The organism is Janthinobacterium kumbetense (assembly GCF_023703445.1).
Classification (GTDB): Bacteria; Pseudomonadota; Gammaproteobacteria; order Burkholderiales; family Burkholderiaceae_D; genus Janthinobacterium; species Janthinobacterium kumbetense.
This window is the reverse complement of record NZ_JAMQGR010000001.1, coordinates 451,992-470,428: the sequence shown is the minus strand read 5'-3', so window position 1 is coordinate 470,428 and position 18,437 is coordinate 451,992. Positions and strand designations below refer to the sequence as shown.

General features: G+C 65.6%; 15 protein-coding genes. 6 read left to right on the top strand and 9 right to left on the bottom strand.

The annotated features are described in order from the left end of the window. Window position 1: 1 nt before the first annotated feature. The 4 genes from NCG91_RS02010 to ppnN form a co-directional block, all read right to left on the bottom strand. Window positions 2-694, bottom strand: coding sequence for an amino acid ABC transporter permease (locus NCG91_RS02010; RefSeq protein ID WP_251348357.1), 693 nt, complete (start codon window positions 692-694; stop codon window positions 2-4). A 91-nt stretch (window positions 695-785) separates the two neighbouring features. Then, window positions 786-1,592 carry a transporter substrate-binding domain-containing protein gene (locus tag NCG91_RS02005; RefSeq protein WP_251348356.1) on the bottom strand — a complete coding sequence of 269 codons (807 nt, stop codon included), beginning with the start codon at window positions 1,590-1,592 and terminating at the stop codon, window positions 786-788. A gap of 209 nt (window positions 1,593-1,801) precedes the next feature. Then, complete coding sequence (locus NCG91_RS02000; RefSeq protein WP_251348355.1) at window positions 1,802-2,869, bottom strand: LacI family DNA-binding transcriptional regulator; 1,068 nt, start codon at window positions 2,867-2,869, stop codon at window positions 1,802-1,804. A 204-nt stretch (window positions 2,870-3,073) separates the two neighbouring features. After that, the gene (ppnN, locus tag NCG91_RS01995; protein ID WP_070254173.1) at window positions 3,074-4,444 is read right to left on the bottom strand and encodes a nucleotide 5'-monophosphate nucleosidase PpnN; all 1,371 of its coding nucleotides are present in this window, start codon (window positions 4,442-4,444) and stop codon (window positions 3,074-3,076) included. Window positions 4,445-4,755: 311 nt separating this feature from the next. On the opposite strand from ppnN, the gene NCG91_RS01990 reads away from it, so the two are divergent. The 4 genes from NCG91_RS01990 (at window position 4,756) to NCG91_RS01975 (ending at window position 9,179) form a co-directional block, all read left to right on the top strand. Further along, window positions 4,756-6,261 carry a peptide MFS transporter gene (locus NCG91_RS01990; protein ID WP_099667564.1) on the top strand — a complete coding sequence of 502 codons (1,506 nt, stop codon included), beginning with the start codon at window positions 4,756-4,758 and terminating at the stop codon, window positions 6,259-6,261. A gap of 130 nt (window positions 6,262-6,391) precedes the next feature. After that, window positions 6,392-7,078, top strand: a complete 687-nt coding sequence (locus NCG91_RS01985; protein ID WP_251348354.1) for a UPF0149 family protein — start codon at window positions 6,392-6,394, stop codon at window positions 7,076-7,078. A 12-nt stretch (window positions 7,079-7,090) separates the two neighbouring features. Next, a complete protein-coding gene (locus NCG91_RS01980; protein ID WP_251348353.1) occupies window positions 7,091-8,785 on the top strand; it encodes a hypothetical protein in 1,695 nt (564 codons plus the stop codon). Window positions 8,786-8,798: 13 nt separating this feature from the next. Further along, window positions 8,799-9,179: a hypothetical protein gene (locus NCG91_RS01975; protein ID WP_251348352.1), complete on the top strand. Its 381-nt coding sequence runs from the start codon at window positions 8,799-8,801 to the stop codon at window positions 9,177-9,179. Between the two features lie 9 nt (window positions 9,180-9,188). Here NCG91_RS01975 and NCG91_RS01970 read toward each other — a convergent pair whose 3' ends face one another. The 4 genes from NCG91_RS01970 to NCG91_RS01955 form a co-directional block, all read right to left on the bottom strand. Beyond that, entirely contained in the window at window positions 9,189-11,678 is a 2,490-nt protein-coding gene (locus tag NCG91_RS01970) for a TonB-dependent siderophore receptor (RefSeq protein WP_251348351.1), read from the bottom strand. Between the two features lie 100 nt (window positions 11,679-11,778). Next, window positions 11,779-12,780 (bottom strand): FecR domain-containing protein, encoded by a 1,002-nt coding sequence (locus NCG91_RS01965; protein ID WP_251348350.1) that lies wholly within the window; start codon window positions 12,778-12,780, stop codon window positions 11,779-11,781. Beyond that, on the bottom strand, window positions 12,773-13,294 hold the full coding sequence (locus tag NCG91_RS01960; protein ID WP_251348349.1) for a sigma-70 family RNA polymerase sigma factor: 522 nt from the start codon (window positions 13,292-13,294) through the stop codon (window positions 12,773-12,775). The genes NCG91_RS01965 and NCG91_RS01960 overlap by 8 nt, the downstream gene beginning before the upstream one ends. Window positions 13,295-13,509: 215 nt before the next feature. Next, window positions 13,510-13,737: a hypothetical protein gene (locus tag NCG91_RS01955; RefSeq protein ID WP_251348348.1), complete on the bottom strand. Its 228-nt coding sequence runs from the start codon at window positions 13,735-13,737 to the stop codon at window positions 13,510-13,512. Between the two features lie 164 nt (window positions 13,738-13,901). Here NCG91_RS01955 and NCG91_RS01950 point away from each other — a divergent pair, with 164 nt between their 5' ends. Continuing rightward, window positions 13,902-15,107, top strand: a complete 1,206-nt coding sequence (locus tag NCG91_RS01950; RefSeq protein WP_251348347.1) for a prenyltransferase/squalene oxidase repeat-containing protein — start codon at window positions 13,902-13,904, stop codon at window positions 15,105-15,107. Then, the gene (locus tag NCG91_RS01945; protein WP_251348346.1) at window positions 15,100-16,047 is read left to right on the top strand and encodes an AAC(3) family N-acetyltransferase; all 948 of its coding nucleotides are present in this window, start codon (window positions 15,100-15,102) and stop codon (window positions 16,045-16,047) included. The genes NCG91_RS01950 and NCG91_RS01945 overlap by 8 nt, the downstream gene beginning before the upstream one ends. 50 nt (window positions 16,048-16,097) lie before the next feature. Here NCG91_RS01945 and NCG91_RS01940 read toward each other — a convergent pair whose 3' ends face one another. Next, entirely contained in the window at window positions 16,098-18,365 is a 2,268-nt protein-coding gene (locus NCG91_RS01940) for an OPT family oligopeptide transporter (RefSeq protein ID WP_251348345.1), read from the bottom strand. Window positions 18,366-18,437 lie beyond the last annotated feature (72 nt).

Below are 18,437 nucleotides of genomic sequence, written 5' to 3'. Positions count from 1 at the left end.
GTCATGCTCCCATGCGCACCGCGCCCAGACGGCGGCGGCGTTTGAAGACGATCTGGCCCAGCACCCAGAAACCGAAGCGGAACAGCAGGGCCAGCAGGATGTACAGCACCATCACGACGATGTAGATCTCGAAGCTGCGGAAGGTTTCCGAGTCGAGCAGGTGGGCCGCGGCAGTCAGCTCTTCGGCGGAAATGGCCGACACGACGCTCGAGGCGAGCATCATCAGCGTGAACTGGCTGGCCAGCGCCGGATACACTTTTTCCAGCGCCGGCAGCAGCACCACGTGACGCATCACCTGCCAGCGCGTCATGCCCAGCGCCTGCGCCGCCTCCAGCTGCGACGGATGCACGGCGCCGATACCGGCGCGCACGATTTCCGCCGCGTAGGCGCCCAGGTTGACCGTCATGGCGACCAGCGCGGCGCCGTTCGCGTCGAGCTGCAGGCCCAGCGACGGCAAGCCGAAGTAGATGATGAACAACTGCACCAGGAACGGCGTGCTGCGGATGATCTCGACATACGCGCGCACCACTGCGCGGGCATAGGCGGGACCATTCTTCAGGATGACGGCGGCGCAGACGCCCACCGCCAGCCCCAGCACCATGGACAGGGCACTCAGGCGTATCGTCAGCGCCGCGCCCCACAGCAGGCGGTCCAGCGATTGCATGACGAGTTCGAAATGAAATTCATACGGCATACTCAACTCCTTGTCTACGTGCGCATCCCCGGCCGCGCCACCATGGCGGCGCGCCGTGCGGACGAGCACTCTCCCTGTGCGGGTCGCGGTATCAGAAGGTCGGCAGCGCCGGCAGCGGCGCGCCGCTCCACTTGCGCGCGATGGCGTCGAGTTCGCCGTTCAGCTTGACGTAGTAGATGAAGTTGTTGAGCCACTGGTGCAGCTCGAAGTCGCCGCGGCGCACGGCCATCGAGTTGGGCTGCAGCGAGTAGGCGAAGCGGACCTCGATCTTGCCCGCGCCGCGCGTCTTGATGATGTCGAGCGCCATCGTGCTGGGAATCGAAACGGCGTCGACCTGCTTGCTGAGCAAGGCCTGGGTGACGGTGGCGTCATCTTCGAAACGCACGATGCTGGTGCCGGCCGGGGCCATGCGGCTCAGCGCCGTGTCATTCGTGGTGCCGCGCGTCACGCCCACCTTCTTGCCCTTCAAGTCGGCCAGGACCTTGAGTTTGCCGCCGACCGGCGCGACGATGGCCAGTTCGAACGCGCTGTAGGGCATGGTGAACATCAGGGTCTTGGCCCGTTCCGGCGTGGGTGCCAAAGTTGCCACGAGGAAATCGACCTTGCCCGATTCCAGCGACGGCACGCGCGACGGCGCCGTCAGGGGCACCACTTCCACGGGCAGGTTCAGGTATTTGCCGATCAGGTTGGCGACGTCGACGTCATAGCCGACGGGCGCGCCCTTGGCGTCGATGCTGCCGAACGGCGGCGTGCCGCTGACCACGCCGATGGTCAGCTTGCCTTTCTTGATCAAGTCGCCAAGCGTCTGGGCGCCGGCATCGGCCGCCGCGCCGAGGGCGCACGTGGCTGCCAGTGCGCAAGCCAGTATTTTCGAATAGAACAGTGTCGTCATCTTCATGTTTCCGTCTCCTGTGATCCCGGTACCGGCCTCGTCGAGGCGCTTCCGGGAATATTGTCAAATGGACGATTCAGATCGTCTCTTGCCGTGTCGTACCAACCTCCTGCCATTGCCCTGCCTGACTATCCACGCCCCTTTCCAGTGTGAATACAATTCATGAAACCGGTTCCATTACCTTTCCAAAAAAAAGGGCATGCGCCCTCTTCCCGTCAATCGCCGTCCTTGCGCACTTCCCCGCTCCGGGTGGAATTGCGCGCAATCAACTTGCCTGGCAACAGCACCTCGCGCGGCGGGCACTGATCGCCCTGCAGGCGCGACAGCATGCACGTCATCGCCGAAAAGCCGATTTCATAGGTCTGCTGCTCGATCGTGCTCAGGCCAGCCAGCGGCGACCACGGCAATTCGTCAAAACCCAGCAAGCCCACGTCCTGCGGCATCCGCAATTCGAGGCGCTGCAGCATCAGCGCCAGTTCCAGCGCCACCATGCCGTTCGACGCCAGCAGCGCCACGCGACGGCCGCGCCACTGCGCCAGGCATAGACGCACCTGCGCGTCGATGGAGGGCCGGTCGTCCAGGTCCACCGCCAGCACTTCGCCCACGCAATCCGGATGTTCGGCCATCACGGCCTGGAAACCCTCGGCGCGCATCAGGCGCGAACTGACGCCCGTCAAGGGCGGCGCGACGAAGGCGATGGCGTCGAAACCCTGTTCGATCAGATGCGCGGTGGCGAGCCGGCCCGCCTGCACATTGTCCAGGCCCACCAGGTCGAAATCGCTACCCTCGATGCGGCGGTCGACCAGCACGATGGGCATGCCCGCCTGCTGCAAGTCGGACGACTGGATGTTGCGCCCCTGCGTGTTGACGATCAGCCCTTCCACGCTGTACGAGCGCAGCGCGGCAAGCGACTGGCGTTCCCGCTGTTCGTCATTGCCGGTATTACACAAGATCAAGGTATAGCCATGTTGCTGGCACGCCGCTTCCACGCCTTGCAGCACGGCCACCGTGTAAGGGTTCAGCATGTCCGCCACGACCATGCCGATCAGGCGCGTGCGGCCGCGCTTGAGGCCGCGCGCCATCTGGTTCGGCTGGTAGCCGAGGCGCGCGATGGTGCTGGTGATCTGCTGGCGGATGTTTTCGGACAGGGCGTCCAGTTCGCCGCCGAGAAAGCGCGACACGCTCGTCTTCGACACGCCCGCCTCGCGCGCCACCTGCGCGATGGTCACGGGCCGCGCCGGCTCGCCGGAGACTGTCTTTTTATTGCCGCGTACTGAATCCAAGGTTGCTCTCCACTACCTGTTGATATGCATATTTTTATTTTGGAACCGGTTCCAAAGATAGCACCCACGAATCGATGACGCAAGCGATTTGATTGCCTGTGGCGGCGAAGGAACACGATGGGGGCATGGCTGGGAACGCGGATGAAAAGGCGCCGCCCTCCCCCGGCAAACCCAGGGGGCGGGCGGCGCTGCTTGAAAAACGACTTACTGGACCACGGTATAGCAAGGCACGTACGCCGTGCCCGCCAATTTCATGCGGTGCTGCGCCACGAAGGAAGCGAGCAGCGCGTCCATGGGGCCGGCGATGGATTTGTCGCCGTGGATCTCGAAGTTGCCGTGCTTTTCGATCGAGCGGATGCCGTCATCCTTGACGTTGCCCGCCACCACGCCCGAAAACGCGCGGCGCAGCTGGGCCGCCAGCAAATGCGTGGGCTGGTTCTTGTGCAGGCTCAGGTTGCGCATGTTTTCATGCGTGGGCTGGAACGGCTTCTGGAATTCGTGGTCGATCTTCAGCAGCCAATTGAAGTAATACGCGTCGCTGTGCGCCTTGCGGAATTCGCGCACCTGGCGGATGCCTTCGAGCATTTCGCGCGCCACCAGTTCCGGGTCGTCGATGATGATTTTATAGCGCTGCTGCGCTTCCGGGCCCAGGGTGTCGCTGATGAACTGGTTGATCTGCACGAAGTACTCGCGCGACGTTTCCGGACCCGTGAAGATCAGCGGGAATGGAATCTCGGCATTGTCTGGGTGCAACAAAATACCGAGGATGTACAGAATCTCTTCGGCCGTGCCGGCGCCGCCGGGGAACACGACGATGCCGTGGCCCGCGCGCACGAACGCTTCCAGGCGCTTTTCGATGTCCGGCATGATGACGAGGTCGTTGACGATGGGGTTCGGCGACTCGGCCGCGATGATGCCCGGCTCGGTGATGCCGAGATACCGTCCATTGTGCAGGCGCTGCTTGGCGTGGCCGATGGTGGCGCCCTTCATGGGGCCCTTCATGGCGCCGGGGCCGCAGCCGGTGCAGATGTCGAGGCCGCGCAAGCCCAGCTGGTAGCCCACTTCCTTCGAATAATTGTATTCGGCACGGTTGATCGAGTGGCCGCCCCAGCACACGACCAGGTTCGGGTTGAGCTGGGTTTGCAGCACGTTGGCGTTGCGCAGGATGTGGAAGACGGCGTCCGTCACGCCTTCCGTGCTCTGCAAGTCGAATTTCGGGTTGCCCGTCACTTCATCGCTGACGAAGATGATGTCGCGCAGCACGGCAAACAGGTGCTCGTGGATGCCCTTGATCATCTTGCCGTCGACAAAGGCGATGGCCGGCGCGCCCTTGATGTCGAGCTTGATGCCGCGCTCGCGCTGAATGATGGAGATTTCAAACGACTGGTAGCGCTCCAGCAGGGCGCGGCCATCGTCGATGGTGCTGCCGCAATTCAGGACCGCCAGCGCGCAGCGGCGGAAAGTGTTGTACAGGCCGCCCTGGCTGGTGTCGAGCAGTTTGTTGACTTCAGTCTTGGAGAGCACGTCCAGGCGGCCTTCCGGTGAAACCAGAGTATCGATAACGTCGTGTTCCATAATGCGAAAAATCCCTTTAAAAATCGATGCTCGAAGGTCTTGCAGCCTCAATATACGACAAGTCAGGCAAGTTGTGCTGTGCCGCCGCAAAATCGCCGGGGCCGCCCTTGCCTGCAAACCGGTTTGACCAATATGAAACAGTCATTCTTGCTAATGCGAATCGAAATCTTCGCTCAGCGCAATTTGTAGATTAGAATGCCAGCCTATTGGAATTCCCGTGCGTGAGGTTCTTCATGAGAGTCCCCGCCGCCCGCAGGCTTCCATAAGTTCGTTGTATCGATTGACTATAATAATTTTTCAGGAGGAACCGCATGAGCGGTGCGACTACGCCCAACAAGGAAGCCGTTATTCCCGAGTTCAAGCAGATTATGGGCCATCCAAGCCCATTGTGGATGTTGTTCATGACTGAATTCTGGGAACGCTTCGCGTTCTACGGAGTTCGCTGGGCGCTGGTACTGTACATCGTGGCCCAGTTCCACGGCGGCGACGGTTCGGGACAGGCAGCGGCCAACCTTACCTACGGTTCCTTCCTCGCGCTGGTGTACGCCGGCGCCCTGTTCGGCGGTTACATCGCCGACCGGGTCATCGGTTACCAGCGCTCCATCCTGCTGGGCGCCGTCTTCATGGCTGCCGGCCTGTTCTGCATCTCGGTACCGAACCAGGACATCTTCAACCTGGGCCTGGCCACCATGATCGTCGGTAACGGCATGTTCAAGCCGAACATCTCGACCATGGTCGGCAAGCTGTACACGACGGCCGATCCGCGCCGCGACAGCGGTTTCACGATCTTCTACATGGGTATCAACATGGGCGCCATGGTCGCCCCTGTCTTTACGCAATGGCTGGCCGGGTCGATCTTCGGCACCAGCGACATGCCTGCGTACAAGATGGTCTTCATGGCCTCCGGTTTCGGCATGCTGATCAGCCTGGTATGGTTCGCCATCGGCCGCCGCGCCCTGAAGGGCATCGGCGCACCGGAAGCCGGTGCCGGCAGCCCGATGCGCGTCGTCTGGGTGGCCGTCGGCTCCCTGTGCGTGATCCCGCTGATGTACTTCCTGTTGACCGTCGGCGCTGAAAAGCTGCAAATCGTCCTGACCGTGCTGTTCGTCGGCCTGGCCGTGATGCTGATGATCGAAGGCATACGCAACGGTAAAGTGGCGCGCGACCGCGTCATCGCCATGCTGCTGATCTTCGTCTTCAACATCCTGTTCTGGATGTTCTTCGAACAGGCAGGCAGCTCGTTTACCTTCCTGGCCGACAAGATCGTCAACCGCGACCTGGGCTTCGCCATCTTCCCGACCGCCTACTTCCAGACCGTCAATTCGGTCGCCATCATCGTCTTTGCGCCGATCATCGCCGCCGTCTGGGTCTTCCTGGCGCGCCACAACGTCAATCCATCGATCCCGCGCAAATTCGGCCTGGGCTTGCTGGGCAATGCGCTGGCCTTCGGCCTGCTGATCTTCGCACTGTCGAGCCTGGTTGGCGCCGACAACAAGATCCCGTTCTGGACCTTGGCGACCGTGTACATGCTGCAATCGATCGGCGAGCTGTGCCTGTCGCCTATCGGCCTGTCGATGGTCACCAAGCTGGCGCCAGTACGCCTGGTCGGCCTGGGCATGGGCGGCTGGTTCCTGTCGACCGGTATCGGCAACAACCTGTCCGGCATCTTCGCCAGCCACGTCAGCGGCGAAAGCGGCATGTCGGTACAGTCGGCCCTGTCCGGCTACACCTTCGGCTTCTGGTCCCTGCTGGGCGCCGGCGTGATCCTGTTCCTGATCGCACCGCTGATCAACAAACTGATGCACGGCGTGAAGTAAGCGTCTTGTTGTAGATCAAAACGGCGGCCTGAGGGCCGCCGTTCTTCATTCCAGCAGCCGTTTTCCCCGTGCCGGACGGTACAATACCGCCAGGGCCAGCGGCCATCCACCCACATTACTGAAAAATTCCATGTCCAGCATCTCCACCACCACGCCCCTCTCCGACGACGAATACGCCGAACTCGACACCCTGCTGGCCGCGCCCGCCCTGGCCGGCCGTGCCATGGATGTGTCGATGCTGGAAGGTTTTCTCACGGCCGTCGCCCTGAGCCCGAAACAGATCGCGCCGGAACAATGGCTGCCCTGGGTCTGGGACAAGGCGGCCGGCAGCGCCTTGCCGGCACAGGACGAGGCCAGCGAACGGGCGGCCAGCCTGGCGCAGCGCCACCATGCCTACATGGTCGAATGGCTGGCGAAGGACCCGGACAGCTTCGAGCCCATCTACGTCTGCGGCCCCGAATGGAGCGTGCCCGCCTGGTGCGCCGGTTTTGTCCTGGGCACGAGCCTGGACAAGCCCCAGTGGGCGGCCCTGGCCGTCAGCCACCCGGAGTACCTGGCGCCGTTCCAGTACCTGGCCACGGCCAGCGAGCTCGACGACGATGCGGCCGAAACGGCCATGGATGGCGTGATTCCGTCCGTGATCGCCATCAACGCGGCCTGGGCGCGCCAGCGCCACCTGAAAAGCCAGGCCCAAAGCCAGCCCGGCGCCACCGTCCTGCGCGAAGTGCCGAAAACGGGCCGCAACGACCCGTGCCACTGCGGCAGCGGCAAGAAATACAAAAAATGCTGCGCCGACGCCGATAGTACGGCGAACTAAGGCGATTCCTCCTTGCGCCAGCTGCTGACGGCCATCCTGCGCTTCCTGCTGCGCCACGCGCTGCAGTTCGTCCTGTTCATCGTCATCCTGCTGGCCGGACGCCTGCTGCTGGCCGAATGGCGCGCCTACAGCGCCGGCAGCGAGGCCGTGGCCGTGCTCAGGCTGGCCGCCGACGGCGCCGACAGCCATGGCGCCGGCCTGGCCGCTGCCGCCACGGCGCGGGTCGACGCCCTGCAAACGGCCTCGCACACGGCCATCGCCGCGCGCCTGGCGCAAGTGCAGGCGCAATTGACGGCCTTGCGCGCGCGGCAGCAAGCGTCGCTATTCACTATTCCCCTGCCCGACGCGAACACCCTGGCCCGGCACGCGCAGGAGGAAGCGGCGCGCCGCGTGGAGATCGAAGTGCTGGCGCAGGAAGCCCGCTATCTGACCGCCCTGCAGGCGGCGATCAGCGGCGAAGATGCGCGGCACACGCTGGCGCGCCTGCACGCGGAACACGTGGGCGCATATGCTGCACTGCAAAATAATCTGCAGCAGCGCCGGCAGCTGGAAGCACAGCACCCGCTGGCGGCGCGCCTGCCCGGCAGCGACGCCTACGCACAGCTGTCGCAGCTGGAAGCGCAGGGTCAGCGTTTGCGCGAGATCAACCTGCAAGCGTATCAGGCCTGGGCGGCGCAGCGCGCCCGCACCGGCAACGCCGCCCGCCCGGCGCCATTTGCCATCGACAAGCAAGCCTTGAGCGGCGCCCTGGCGCCCGTGCAAAAGGCCATCGCGGCCGGTGAAGGACAACTGGCGCGCAACTGGATCGGGCGCTGGCGCGCGCCCGTCATGGACGTGGCGCCCACGGCCGCCCTGCTGGTACTGTCGGCCATCCTGCTGCCCGCCGCCATCAAGGCCTTCTTTTACTTCGTGCTGGCGCCCCTCGCTTCCCGTTTGCCTCCGCTGTCGATCGCGCGCGAACTGCAGGTCGCGGGCAATTCACTGCCCCTGCCGCCGCATGGAGAGTCGCGCATTTCCGCCGTCTCGCATGGCTTGCTGCTGCAGCCCGGGCAGCAGATGCTGATCCATCCCGAATACCTGCAATCGTCGCCCGTCAGCACGCACAAGCGCACGCAGTGGCTGCTGGACTGGCGCCTCCCGTTCACCAGCCTGGCCGCCGGCATGCTGGCGCTGACCCGCCTGCACAGCGACGAGGAAGCGTGCGTGACGATTTCCGCCAGCGACGACCCGCTGCTGGAAGTGGCCGTCGTGCACCTGCCGGCCGGCGGCGCATTGGTATTCCAGCCACGGGGACTCGTGGGCCTGGTCTGCGACTCGAATCAGCCGCTGGCGATATCGAGCCACTGGCGCCTGGCCAGCCTGCATGCATGGCTCACCCTGCAGCTGCGCTTCATCGTCTTTCGCGGCCCCGTCACCCTGCTCGTGCGCGGCTGCCGCGGCGTGCGCCTGGAACGGGCCGGCCAGGGACGCTCCATCAGCCAGTCCGCCACCCTGGGTTTCACCACCGACGTGCTGTATTCGACCCTGCGCAGCGAAACCTTCATCCCGTATTTGCGCGGCCAGCAAGCCTTGCTCAACGACCGCTTCGACGGCGAGCACGGCGTCTACCTGTACGAAGAAACCCCGCGCCACGGCAAGCAGCCGGGCAAGGCGAGCAGCTGGTTCGAGGGTTTTACGGACGCCATCTTGAAAGTGTTCGGCATCTAGCCGAGGAAACCATATGAACGACTTCCTGTTTGCCGATTTTCTCGAGGACCAGGCCACGTATGCGGCGCTGCAAGCGTACTGGCAGGCGCGCCTGGCCTTCCTCGACGGCCAATGCACGCCGTATCTGCGGACCGCGTTCGCCAATGGCCAACCGTTCTATGACGGCAATCCCATCGTCAACCTGGCGGACCGGAATGCCGGCAAGGCGGCGCGCATCGTGCAGCAATGCCCGCAGGAGTTCGGCCCCTGCTACACGAGCTTCGGGCAAGCCATCGAGCTGGCCGGCGGCGACGGGCACCGCCCGGCGCGGGAAAAGATCATCGTGCTGACCTTGACGCAGGCAACGGCGCAGAGGGCCGAGGCGGAATTGCGCGCCTGGTTCGCGCCTGCGTAAGGCTGCGCGCTACCAGAGGTAGGCCACGCGCACGCCGACATTGCGCTGTTCGCCGTAATTGCAGGCCCGCGCCGAGAAACACGAGGCGACATGGTATTTGTCGAACAGGTTCTTCACCGTCATGCTCACGCTCAAGCCGCGCCAGTCGCTGCGCGCCTGCCCCAGGTCATAGCGCAGCGACAGGTCGGCCAAGGTGAACGCCGGCACCTGGAAGGTGTTCTCCGCGTCGCCCCAGCTTGCGCCCACGTGGCGCACGCCGGCGCCGGCCGACAGGCCGCGCAAGCCGCCAACGAAGGCGTAATCGGCCCACGCGGAAGCCATCTGCCGGGGCACTTCATACGGCGACTTGCCTTGCACGTTCGTGCCCCACATGTCCGGATTCGCCCTCGTCACCTTCAGGGGGTTGTAGGTGAGGGACGCCAGCAGTTTCAGCTGACTGCCCGGCTGCGCGGCCACTTCCAGTTCGATGCCGCGCGAGCGCACCTCCCCCTGCTGGATGGAGAAATTCGGCTCGTCCGGGTCCGTCGTCAGCACGTTCTGGCGGCGCAGTTCGAATGCGGCGGCCGTCACGGACAGATGCGCGCCAGGCGCGTATTTCACGCCGACTTCCACTTGCCGGGCCGTTTCCGGCTCGAACGGCCGCTCAAGGCGGTCGGCGCCGGAGACGGGCGAGAACGATTCGCTGTAGCTGGCGTAAGGCGCCAGGCCGTTCGCCGCCAGGTAGGTGATGCCGGCGCGGCCCGTGAATGCCGTGGGTTTGCGCACCGTCGTGGTCGACGGCGATACCAGCAGATTGCGCTGTTCCTGGCGCGTCCAGTCCTGGCGACCGCCCACGGTGAAGACCCATTGACGGTACTGCATGCGGTCTTGCAGGTAGGCGCCCAGCTGCCGGTTATGCTCGCGGCGCAGGGCATCGGGCGCCAGCGCCGCCAGGTCAAGCGCGCCGCCGTAGACGGGGCGGTAGATATCGATCTGCGGACCGTCGGCGATATACGAGCTGAACGAAGTACTGCTGCGGCTGTAATCGATGCCGGCAACCACCTCATGGCGCAGCGCGCCCGTCGCCACCTGGCCCGTCACGCTGGTGTCGAGCGAATACACGCTGCCCTTGCCGTCGCGCGTATCGATCTCGCGGTTGGTGACCGCATGGTCGATTAAGTTACCGTAACGAAACATGTACTGTTCATGGTTATTCGCGTGCAGGAAGCGGAAGTTCTGCCGGAGCGTCCACCCGCTGTCGAACGTGTGGCGCGCCGCGTAGCCCGCCGACGCGACGCGCGTTTCCTCGTGGTCGAAGCCGGGCTCGCCCAGGAATCGCGTCAGCGGCAGGCGGCCGTTGGGATTGCTGCCGTTCAAGGCTTCCCACTGCACGTTCGACGATTGCATGGCGCGATTCTGCTGGAAAAAGCCCAATAAGGTGATGCTGGTGCGGGCGCTCGGTGCCCACGTCAGGCTGGGCGCCAGATAGTAGCGGTCGTCCTGCATGTAATCGATCTGCTGGTCCGCCTGGCGCGCCAGCCCCACCAGCCGGTACTGCAGGCTGCCGTCGTCGGCCAGCTTGCCGCCCACGTCGAGGGCCAGCTGCTTGCGCGCGTAGCTGCCGAGCGACAGTTCGACCTGGTTTACCTGGTCCGCCGCGGGGCGCTTGGCGACGAAATTGACGATGCCGCCCGGCGCGTTCTGGCCGTACAACACGGACGAAGGCCCCTTCAGCACTTCCACGCGCTCGGCGCCGTACGGCTCCACGCCGAAAAAGCCCAGCGTCCCCATCGGCATCAGGCGCATGCCGTCCAGGTAGAACGCGCCCGAAAACTGGCTGAAGCCCCGTACCGACAGGCTGTCGTCGGCAGGATTGGCGCCTGCCGTGTTGCTGCGCAAGCCGGCCGTGTACTGGATGGCGTCGTTCAGGGTGCGCACCCCCTGGTCATCCATGCGGTCGCGCGTGATGACGGAGACCGATTGCGGCACTTCCAGCAGGGAAGCGTCGGTCTTGGTGGCCGTGCTGCCCCGCCGCGCCACATAGCCGCTGGCCCTGCCCCACGGGTTTTCTCCTTCCGCCTGCGCGCTGATGGTCACGGGCGCCATCATCTGCACGCCATCCGCCGCCCCGCCGGCAGCGGACGTGGCGGCGGCACGCAGCGCATAGCCGCCGCCGGCCGTGCGCACGGCAGCGAGCCCGGTGCCGGCCAGCGCCCGCGCCAGCGCGTCGTCCACCGTGTAGCTGCCGCTGACGCCGCCGCTGCGCAGCCCTTCCGTCGCGGCCGAGCCAAAGGCGATCAGCAAGCCCGCTTCACGTCCCAGGCGGTTCAATGTCGCTTCCAGCGGCCCGGCCGGGATGGCGTAATGGCGCAAGGACGCGGGCTGTCCGGCCGTTTGCGCCTGCGCCGGCGCGCCGGCCAGGCTGGCCAGTGCGCCCAGGCACAGGGCGTGCACCAGGTGGGCCAGCGGTGTCATGGCCAGCAAGCGCGTGGATGGGGGGAATGTACTGCGGTTGTTCATGGCATGCCTTCGTATCATGGGATGGGTGGAACGGGCCAATACCTGCGCCCTCACTTCCCTTGACAAGGCAGCGTGCAAAAACAGTCCATGTATTTTCAGTCTATTTTTTCGCCGCGCGCGGCCGCACGGTGACCCAGTAGCGCGTCAGGTAGTGCAGCTCGACGGGCAAGGCTTCCACCAGCGCCAATAGCACCCTGTCGGTATCGGCCAGCGGGTAGGCGCCCGACACCAGCATGTGCGCGAGCGCCGGATCGCATCCCAGGTGGCCGCGCCGGTGGCGCGACAACTCCAGCAGGAAATCGTCCAGGCGCATGTGCGCGGCGACCAGCATACCGTCCGCCCAGGCACCGGCGCCGGCATCGAGCGCATGCGCCGCGCCCACGCCGTCGCGCGTAAAACTGCCCTCCTCGCCCGCCCGCAGCACGCGTGGCTGGCCGTCGGCCGCCGCAGGCCGCAGCTCGACGGCCCCCTCCAGCACGCCCACCTGCACGAAGCCCGCGTGCTGGCGCACGATGAATCGCGTGCCCAGCGCGCGCGCCGTGCCGTCGGCGGTGTACACGCGGAAGGGCCGCTGCTGCGCATCGGGCGCCGTCTGCAGCAGCACCTCGCCGCGCAGCAGCTGCACCGCGCGCTCGCTGGCGTCATAGCGCAGCTGGATGGCGCTATCGGTATTGAGCACCAGCGTGCCGCCGTCCGGCAGGCGCACCGTGCGCCGCTCGCCCGTGGCCGTGCTGGCATCGGCGTTCCACGACTGCCACGCCGGTGTCTGGCGCAGCATGGCGGCGCTGCCGCCCGCGACCACCAACGCCGTGAGCAGGCGCACCGCGCGGCGCCGCTGCGCGCCTGCGGGCGCGGCCAGGGCGGCGCTGGCCAGCGGCGGCGGAATGCCGGCCAGCTGGCCGCTGACCGCTTCGATGCGCTGCCAGGCCCGCTCATGTTCGGCTTCCTCGGCGCGCCAGCGCTGCCATGCCTGCAGCTGTGCGGCAGTGGCGTCGCCGCCCTGCAGCGCCAGCCACCACTGCACGGCCCGCCGCGCCACGGCGGGCGCCACGCTTCCCGCGGCACCCGTTCCGTCCAGGGCGAGGCTTGCCTCTTCATCCATCGTGCTGCTCCGGAAAAAAGCAGCGCAGGGCCGCCCTGGCCAGATGGCGCTTGACGGTGGACAGGGAAATGCCCAGTTCGGCGGCGACCTCCTGCTGCCCCATGCCGTCGAGCTGCACCAGCAGGAAGGCTTGCCGGGCCTGCGCCGGCAGCCCGGCCAGGCGCCGGTCCAGCTCCACCAGCCGTTCGAGGAACATCAGGCGCACTTCGGGCGGCGGCGCCACCGGCTCCGGCATCAGGGCAAGGGCGTCGAGGTAGGCTTGCTCGATGGCGCGCCGGCGCACATGGTTGATCAGCAGGTTGCGGGCGATCGTCGTCAGATAGGCGCGCGGCTCCTGCACCCCCTGCATCCCCTGCGGCGCGAGCACGCGCAGGAAGGTGGCCTGCGCCAGGTCGGCCGCGTCGAAGGCGTTGCCCACCTTGCGCTGCAGCCAGCCGCGCAACCAGCCATGGTGCTGGCGATACAGAATGGCGATGTCATCGAAATCATGCAGGGAGACGTGGTCGGCGGACATGGAGCGGCGGGTCTGGCGGGCAGCGCAAACTTAATGAGAATTATTCTCAATTATAGGCAGAAGTGGGCATCTCGACAAGATCCGTGCCGACGATACCCGGCCCTGGCGCTGGCTTCCGACGTAACAGCCGGTTCCGGTCTTGCGGTCCGCAGCGCCGATATCTCCCGCTTGCCGGGCCGCCAAAGTACGACGGGAGGAAGCCCGCAACCTGCGCGCTACACCGCAATCGAATGCGACACGCTCAGCCACTCGCCCGGCTGCAAATTCGCCGCCGCCTCGCGCGTGGCCAGCACGCTGTCCGGGTCCAGGTCGGAACGTTTCAGCTTGTAGGAGTAGGCGAAATCATCGGCATCGAATGCCTGCCCCGCCTTCACGTAATACTTGAAGCCGACGAACGCGTCGGGATTGGTGACGACTGTGTATTCAAGCGTGACGCTGTTCATGGCGGGCCTCGTCGACAACGGTGAAGTGTCTATTATGCGTCAATTCCGGCGGCAGCGATGCGACGGCCAATCCTTGCGGCAAGTCAATAACCCTACCGCCTGCCGGCGCTACAGTAGCCTGTGCCAACCACCACGCCACTGCTGCCATTACGACCATGACTGCCATGCGCACCTTGCTCACGAAGATCAGGAACACGCTGTCGCCGCAGGCGAGCCTGCCGGCGGCGGCGCGCATGGAGCGGCTGTCGGACCGGCGCGGCCTGCCCGCCTTCGACCCCGGCCCGCAAGCCGTCGTCAAGGCCTGCACGGCCTGGCTATGCGCGGCGCAGGACCATTCCAGCTCAAACGACGGCGGCGTCGCGCGCGACTACAGCCTGATCACAGGGTGGTCGAGTTCCTATCCGGAGACCACCGGCTACATCATCCCCACCCTCATCGCCCTGGCGCAGCGCACGGGCGACGAGGCTGGGGATGAGGCGCTGCACGGGCGCGCGCGGCGCATGCTCGACTGGTGCCTGGCCATCCAGTTCGCGCAAGGCGGATTCCAGGGCGGGAAGATCGATTCGACGCCGCGCGTGCCCGTCACTTTCAATACGGGCCAGATCCTGCTCGGCCTGGCCGCCGGCGTGGCAGCGTACGGCGCGCCCTATGCAGACGCCATGCATCGCGCGGCAAGCTGGCTGCGCGACAGCCAGGATGCGGACGGCTGCTGGCGCCGCCATCCGACGCCGTTCGCCAGCGCCGGCGACAAGGCCTACGAAACGCATGTCGCATGGGGACTGTTCGAAGCGGACCGCGTCGCGCCGGGCCACGGCTATGGCGCGGCCGGCTTGCGCCAGGTGGACTGGGCGTTGACCAAACAGCGCTCCAATGGCTGGTTCGCGTCGAACTGCCTGGACAACCCGCTCCTGCCCCTGACCCATACCATCGGCTACGCCTTGCGCGGCCTGCTCGAAGCGCACCGCTTTTCGGCGCGCGCCGACCTGCTCGACGCCGCCGCGCGCACGGGAAAGAGCGTCGCCAGGGCCGTGGCGGCCGACGGCTACCTGGCCGGCCGCCTCGGCCCGGACTTCCAGCCGGGAGCGAACTACGCCTGCCTCACGGGTTCGGCGCAAAACGCGCATTGTCTGTTCCTGCTGTATCGGCTCACGGGCGAGCGGCCCTACCTCGACGCGGGGCGCCGCCTGAACCGCTACGTGCGGCGCGCGATCAGCATCGACGGTCCCGCGCACGCGCGCGGCGGCGTCAAGGGCTCGTTTCCCGTCGATGGCGACTACGGCACCTGGGCTTACCTGAACTGGGCCGCCAAGTTCTGCATCGATGCCAACCTGCTGGAAGTGGAAATAGAACGGTTAACAGGCGATGCTTGAACAGGCAAAACGCGCCGCCAGGGCCGCGCTGGAAGCGTGGCGCCGCGCCGCCGGCGCCCGGCATGTGCGCCAGAATGCCCCCCACGTGACGCGCGCCGGGCTGGCGGCCGGCTTGGAGCGGCTGGGCATCGCACCAGGCGATACGCTGTTCGTGCATTCCTCGCTGAAAAGCCTGGGCTATGTGGAAGGCGGCGCGCCAGCCGTGATAGCCGCCCTGCAGGACGCCGTCGGCCCGCAAGGCGCCCTGCTGCTGCCCGCCTACTATCTGCCGGGCGGCACCGTGCGCGCCGCCTGCGCCATGCCGGACTATGTATTCGACCCGCGCCGCCACGGCACGCACATGGGACGCCTGCCGGAAGCCTTCCTTGCCAGCCCCGGTGTCCGGCGCAGCATCCACCCGACGCACTCCGTCTGCGCGTGGGGCCGCCATGCCGCCAACCTCACCGAAGCGCACCACCGCGCGCCCTCGACCTTCGGCATGGGCTCTCCCTGGCAGCGCTTCATCGGCTGCGAGCACGCGAAGGTGCTGGGCCTGGGCATTTCCATGGGACCGGTGACCTTCTATCACGCGCTGGAAGACGCCATGGGCGAGGCCTTTCCCGTGCCCGTGTGGGAAGACGAGACAAGGCTGCTGGCTTGCCTGGACCACGCCGGCCGGCGCTGGGACGTGCCCGTGCGCCCTTTCGATCCGGCAGTCGCACGGCGCCGCATCGACCATCCTGGCCGGGAGGATCTGCGCGAGTACTTTCAGCGGGAATTCGATGCCGCCGGCCTGCGCGTCAACGGGCAAGTGGGCGACGCGGCGTCGTGGTGCATACCCGCGCAGGCGTTTTATGACCACCTGTGCCAACTGGCGTCCGAGCACGTAACGATCTACGCGAGCGCGGCGCAACTGGCGGCGCGGCCCGTATCGCAGCCATCGCCTCATGCGCGCGCATAAAAAAACCGCCCGGTGCGATCCGGGCGGTTTTCCTTGGAGTGGCTATGACATCAAGCCTGCGAACTGCCCGCTTTCTTCTCGCGCGCCACGATATACAGCAGCACGATGATGAGCGCATACGGCAACAGCGACAACGCATCCGAATGCAGGCCCGCGTAGAACGGGTTGCCGTGCTCGGCCCAGTCGGCCATCATCTGGTCGAAGTGCGTCAACACGCCGGCCGTAATGGCGATGATGATGCCGGCCAGCGCGCCGCCGGCGATGTAGCCGGACGCCAGCAGTACGCCCGAGCTACGGTCGCCCGCCAGCTGGCGCTCTTCTTCATTGAGCTTGGCGTTGTGTTCCAGCTTGTTGTTGCGGCGGTCCGCCAGCCAGCGCACCAGGCCGCCGACGAAGATCGGCAAGGTGGACGACAGGGGCAAATACACACCCACCGAAAACGCCAGCGACGGGATGCCGGCCATTTCCAGCACCACGGCGATCATCACGCCGAACAGCACCAGGGTCCACGGCAGCTGCTGGTCGAGGATGCCCTTGATGATGTAGGACATCAGCACGGCCTTCGGCGCATCGTATTTTTTGACTTCCGAACCGTCGGGACGCTTGCTGTAATGGCCATTGATGCCCGGATCGACCAGGTAAGCCAGCTGGCCATCTTCCTTCACAAAATACTTGCCGGCCGGGCCGCCCACGGTATCCGTCTTTTGCCAGACTTTATACGTGTTGTGGTCCGTCTCGGCTTGCGGGCCATGCAGCTCGCCCGTCACCGTCAGCTTCGACGCATCGACCGTCAGGCCAGGCGCCACTTGCGCGGCCGGCACATAGACGGTGCTCGCCTCGTTCAGTTTCAGCAGAATCGGACCGAGGATCAGGGCGGACGACAAGGCGCCCGCCAGGATCGCATACTGCTGCAGGCGCGGCGTGGCGCCCACCAGGTAGCCCGTTTTCAAGTCTTGCGACGTGGTGCCCGCATTGCTGGCGGCGATGCAGACGATGGCGCCCACCGACAGGGCCGTCACATAGTAACGTCCGCCCGTCCAGCCCATGATGAGGAAGATCAGGCAAGTGAACAGCAGGGTGGCCACGGCCATGCCGGAAATCGGGTTCGACGACGAGCCGATTTCGCCCGTCAGGCGCGACGACACGGTGGCGAACAGGAAGCCGAAGACGAGGATCAGCAGCGCGCCGAGGAAATTCATGTGCAGCGGCGTGGCAAAGGTGATCACGGCGATGATGGACAGGCAGCCGATGACGACCCATTTCAGGGGGATGTCCTGGTCCGTGCGCAGGGTGGAGTCGCTCTTGACGCCCTTGCCGATGCCTTTCAGGCCGGCCGACAGGCTGCGCCAGATCATGGGCATGGCGCGCACCAGGGAAATCAGGCCGCCGGCGGCCACGGCGCCCGCGCCGATGTACAGCACGTAGGCGCTGCGCACGTCATCCGCGCCCATTTCGCTGATCAACTTGGTGCCCGGCGAAAGCACGGTGGTCAGGCTGTCGCCGAAGAACTTGATCATCGGGATCAACAGCAGGTACGACAGCACGCCGCCGGCCGCCATGGTGGCGGCGATGCGCGGGCCGATGATGTAGCCCACGCCCAGCAATTCAGGCGAAATCTCGGCGCCGATGGAGCCGCCCTTCAGCGGCGCGGCAAATTCCACGCCCGGCGTATCCTTCCAGCCCTTGAACGAGATATTGAACACTTTATACAGCAAGCCGACGGCGAAACCGCCGAAGATGATCTTCGCGCGGCGCTTGGCGTCCAGCGCGGCAGCCGAATCCTTCTCGATGCTTTCGCCCGCAGCGATGCGCGATTCTTCCGTGGCGGCCGCCTTGAGCACTTCGGCGCACGCCGTGCCTTCGGGGAATTTGAGTTCCTTGTGCTGGTCGACGATCATGGTGCGGCGCATGGGGATCATCATCAGGATGCCCAGCAGGCCGCCGAGGACGCCGACCAGCATGACTCTAGAGATTTCCAGGTCGAAGCCGAGAATCAGGATGGCGGGCATGGTGACGCCCAGGCCGAAGGCCAGCGATTCGCCGGCCGAACCGGCCGTTTGCGTGATGCTGTTTTCCAGGATCGACGAATCCTTGCCGCCCACCTTCTTGGCCAGGCCGAACAGGGTGATGGCGATCACGGCGACGGGAATCGAGGCGCTGACGGTCAGGCCCACTTTCAGCACCAGGTAGAGCGAGGAAGCGCCGAAGACCATCCCCAGGATGACGCCCATGAACAGGGCGCGGAAGGTCATCTCGGGCAGCTTCGCATCGGCCGGGATGTAGGGCCTCACGACGCTCGGTGTTGCATCTTTTGCCATGGATATTTCCTTAATTTTTAAAAATAAACAGCCCGGATTGACGCCCGGGCTATTTTCTTGAAGCCGAGACTA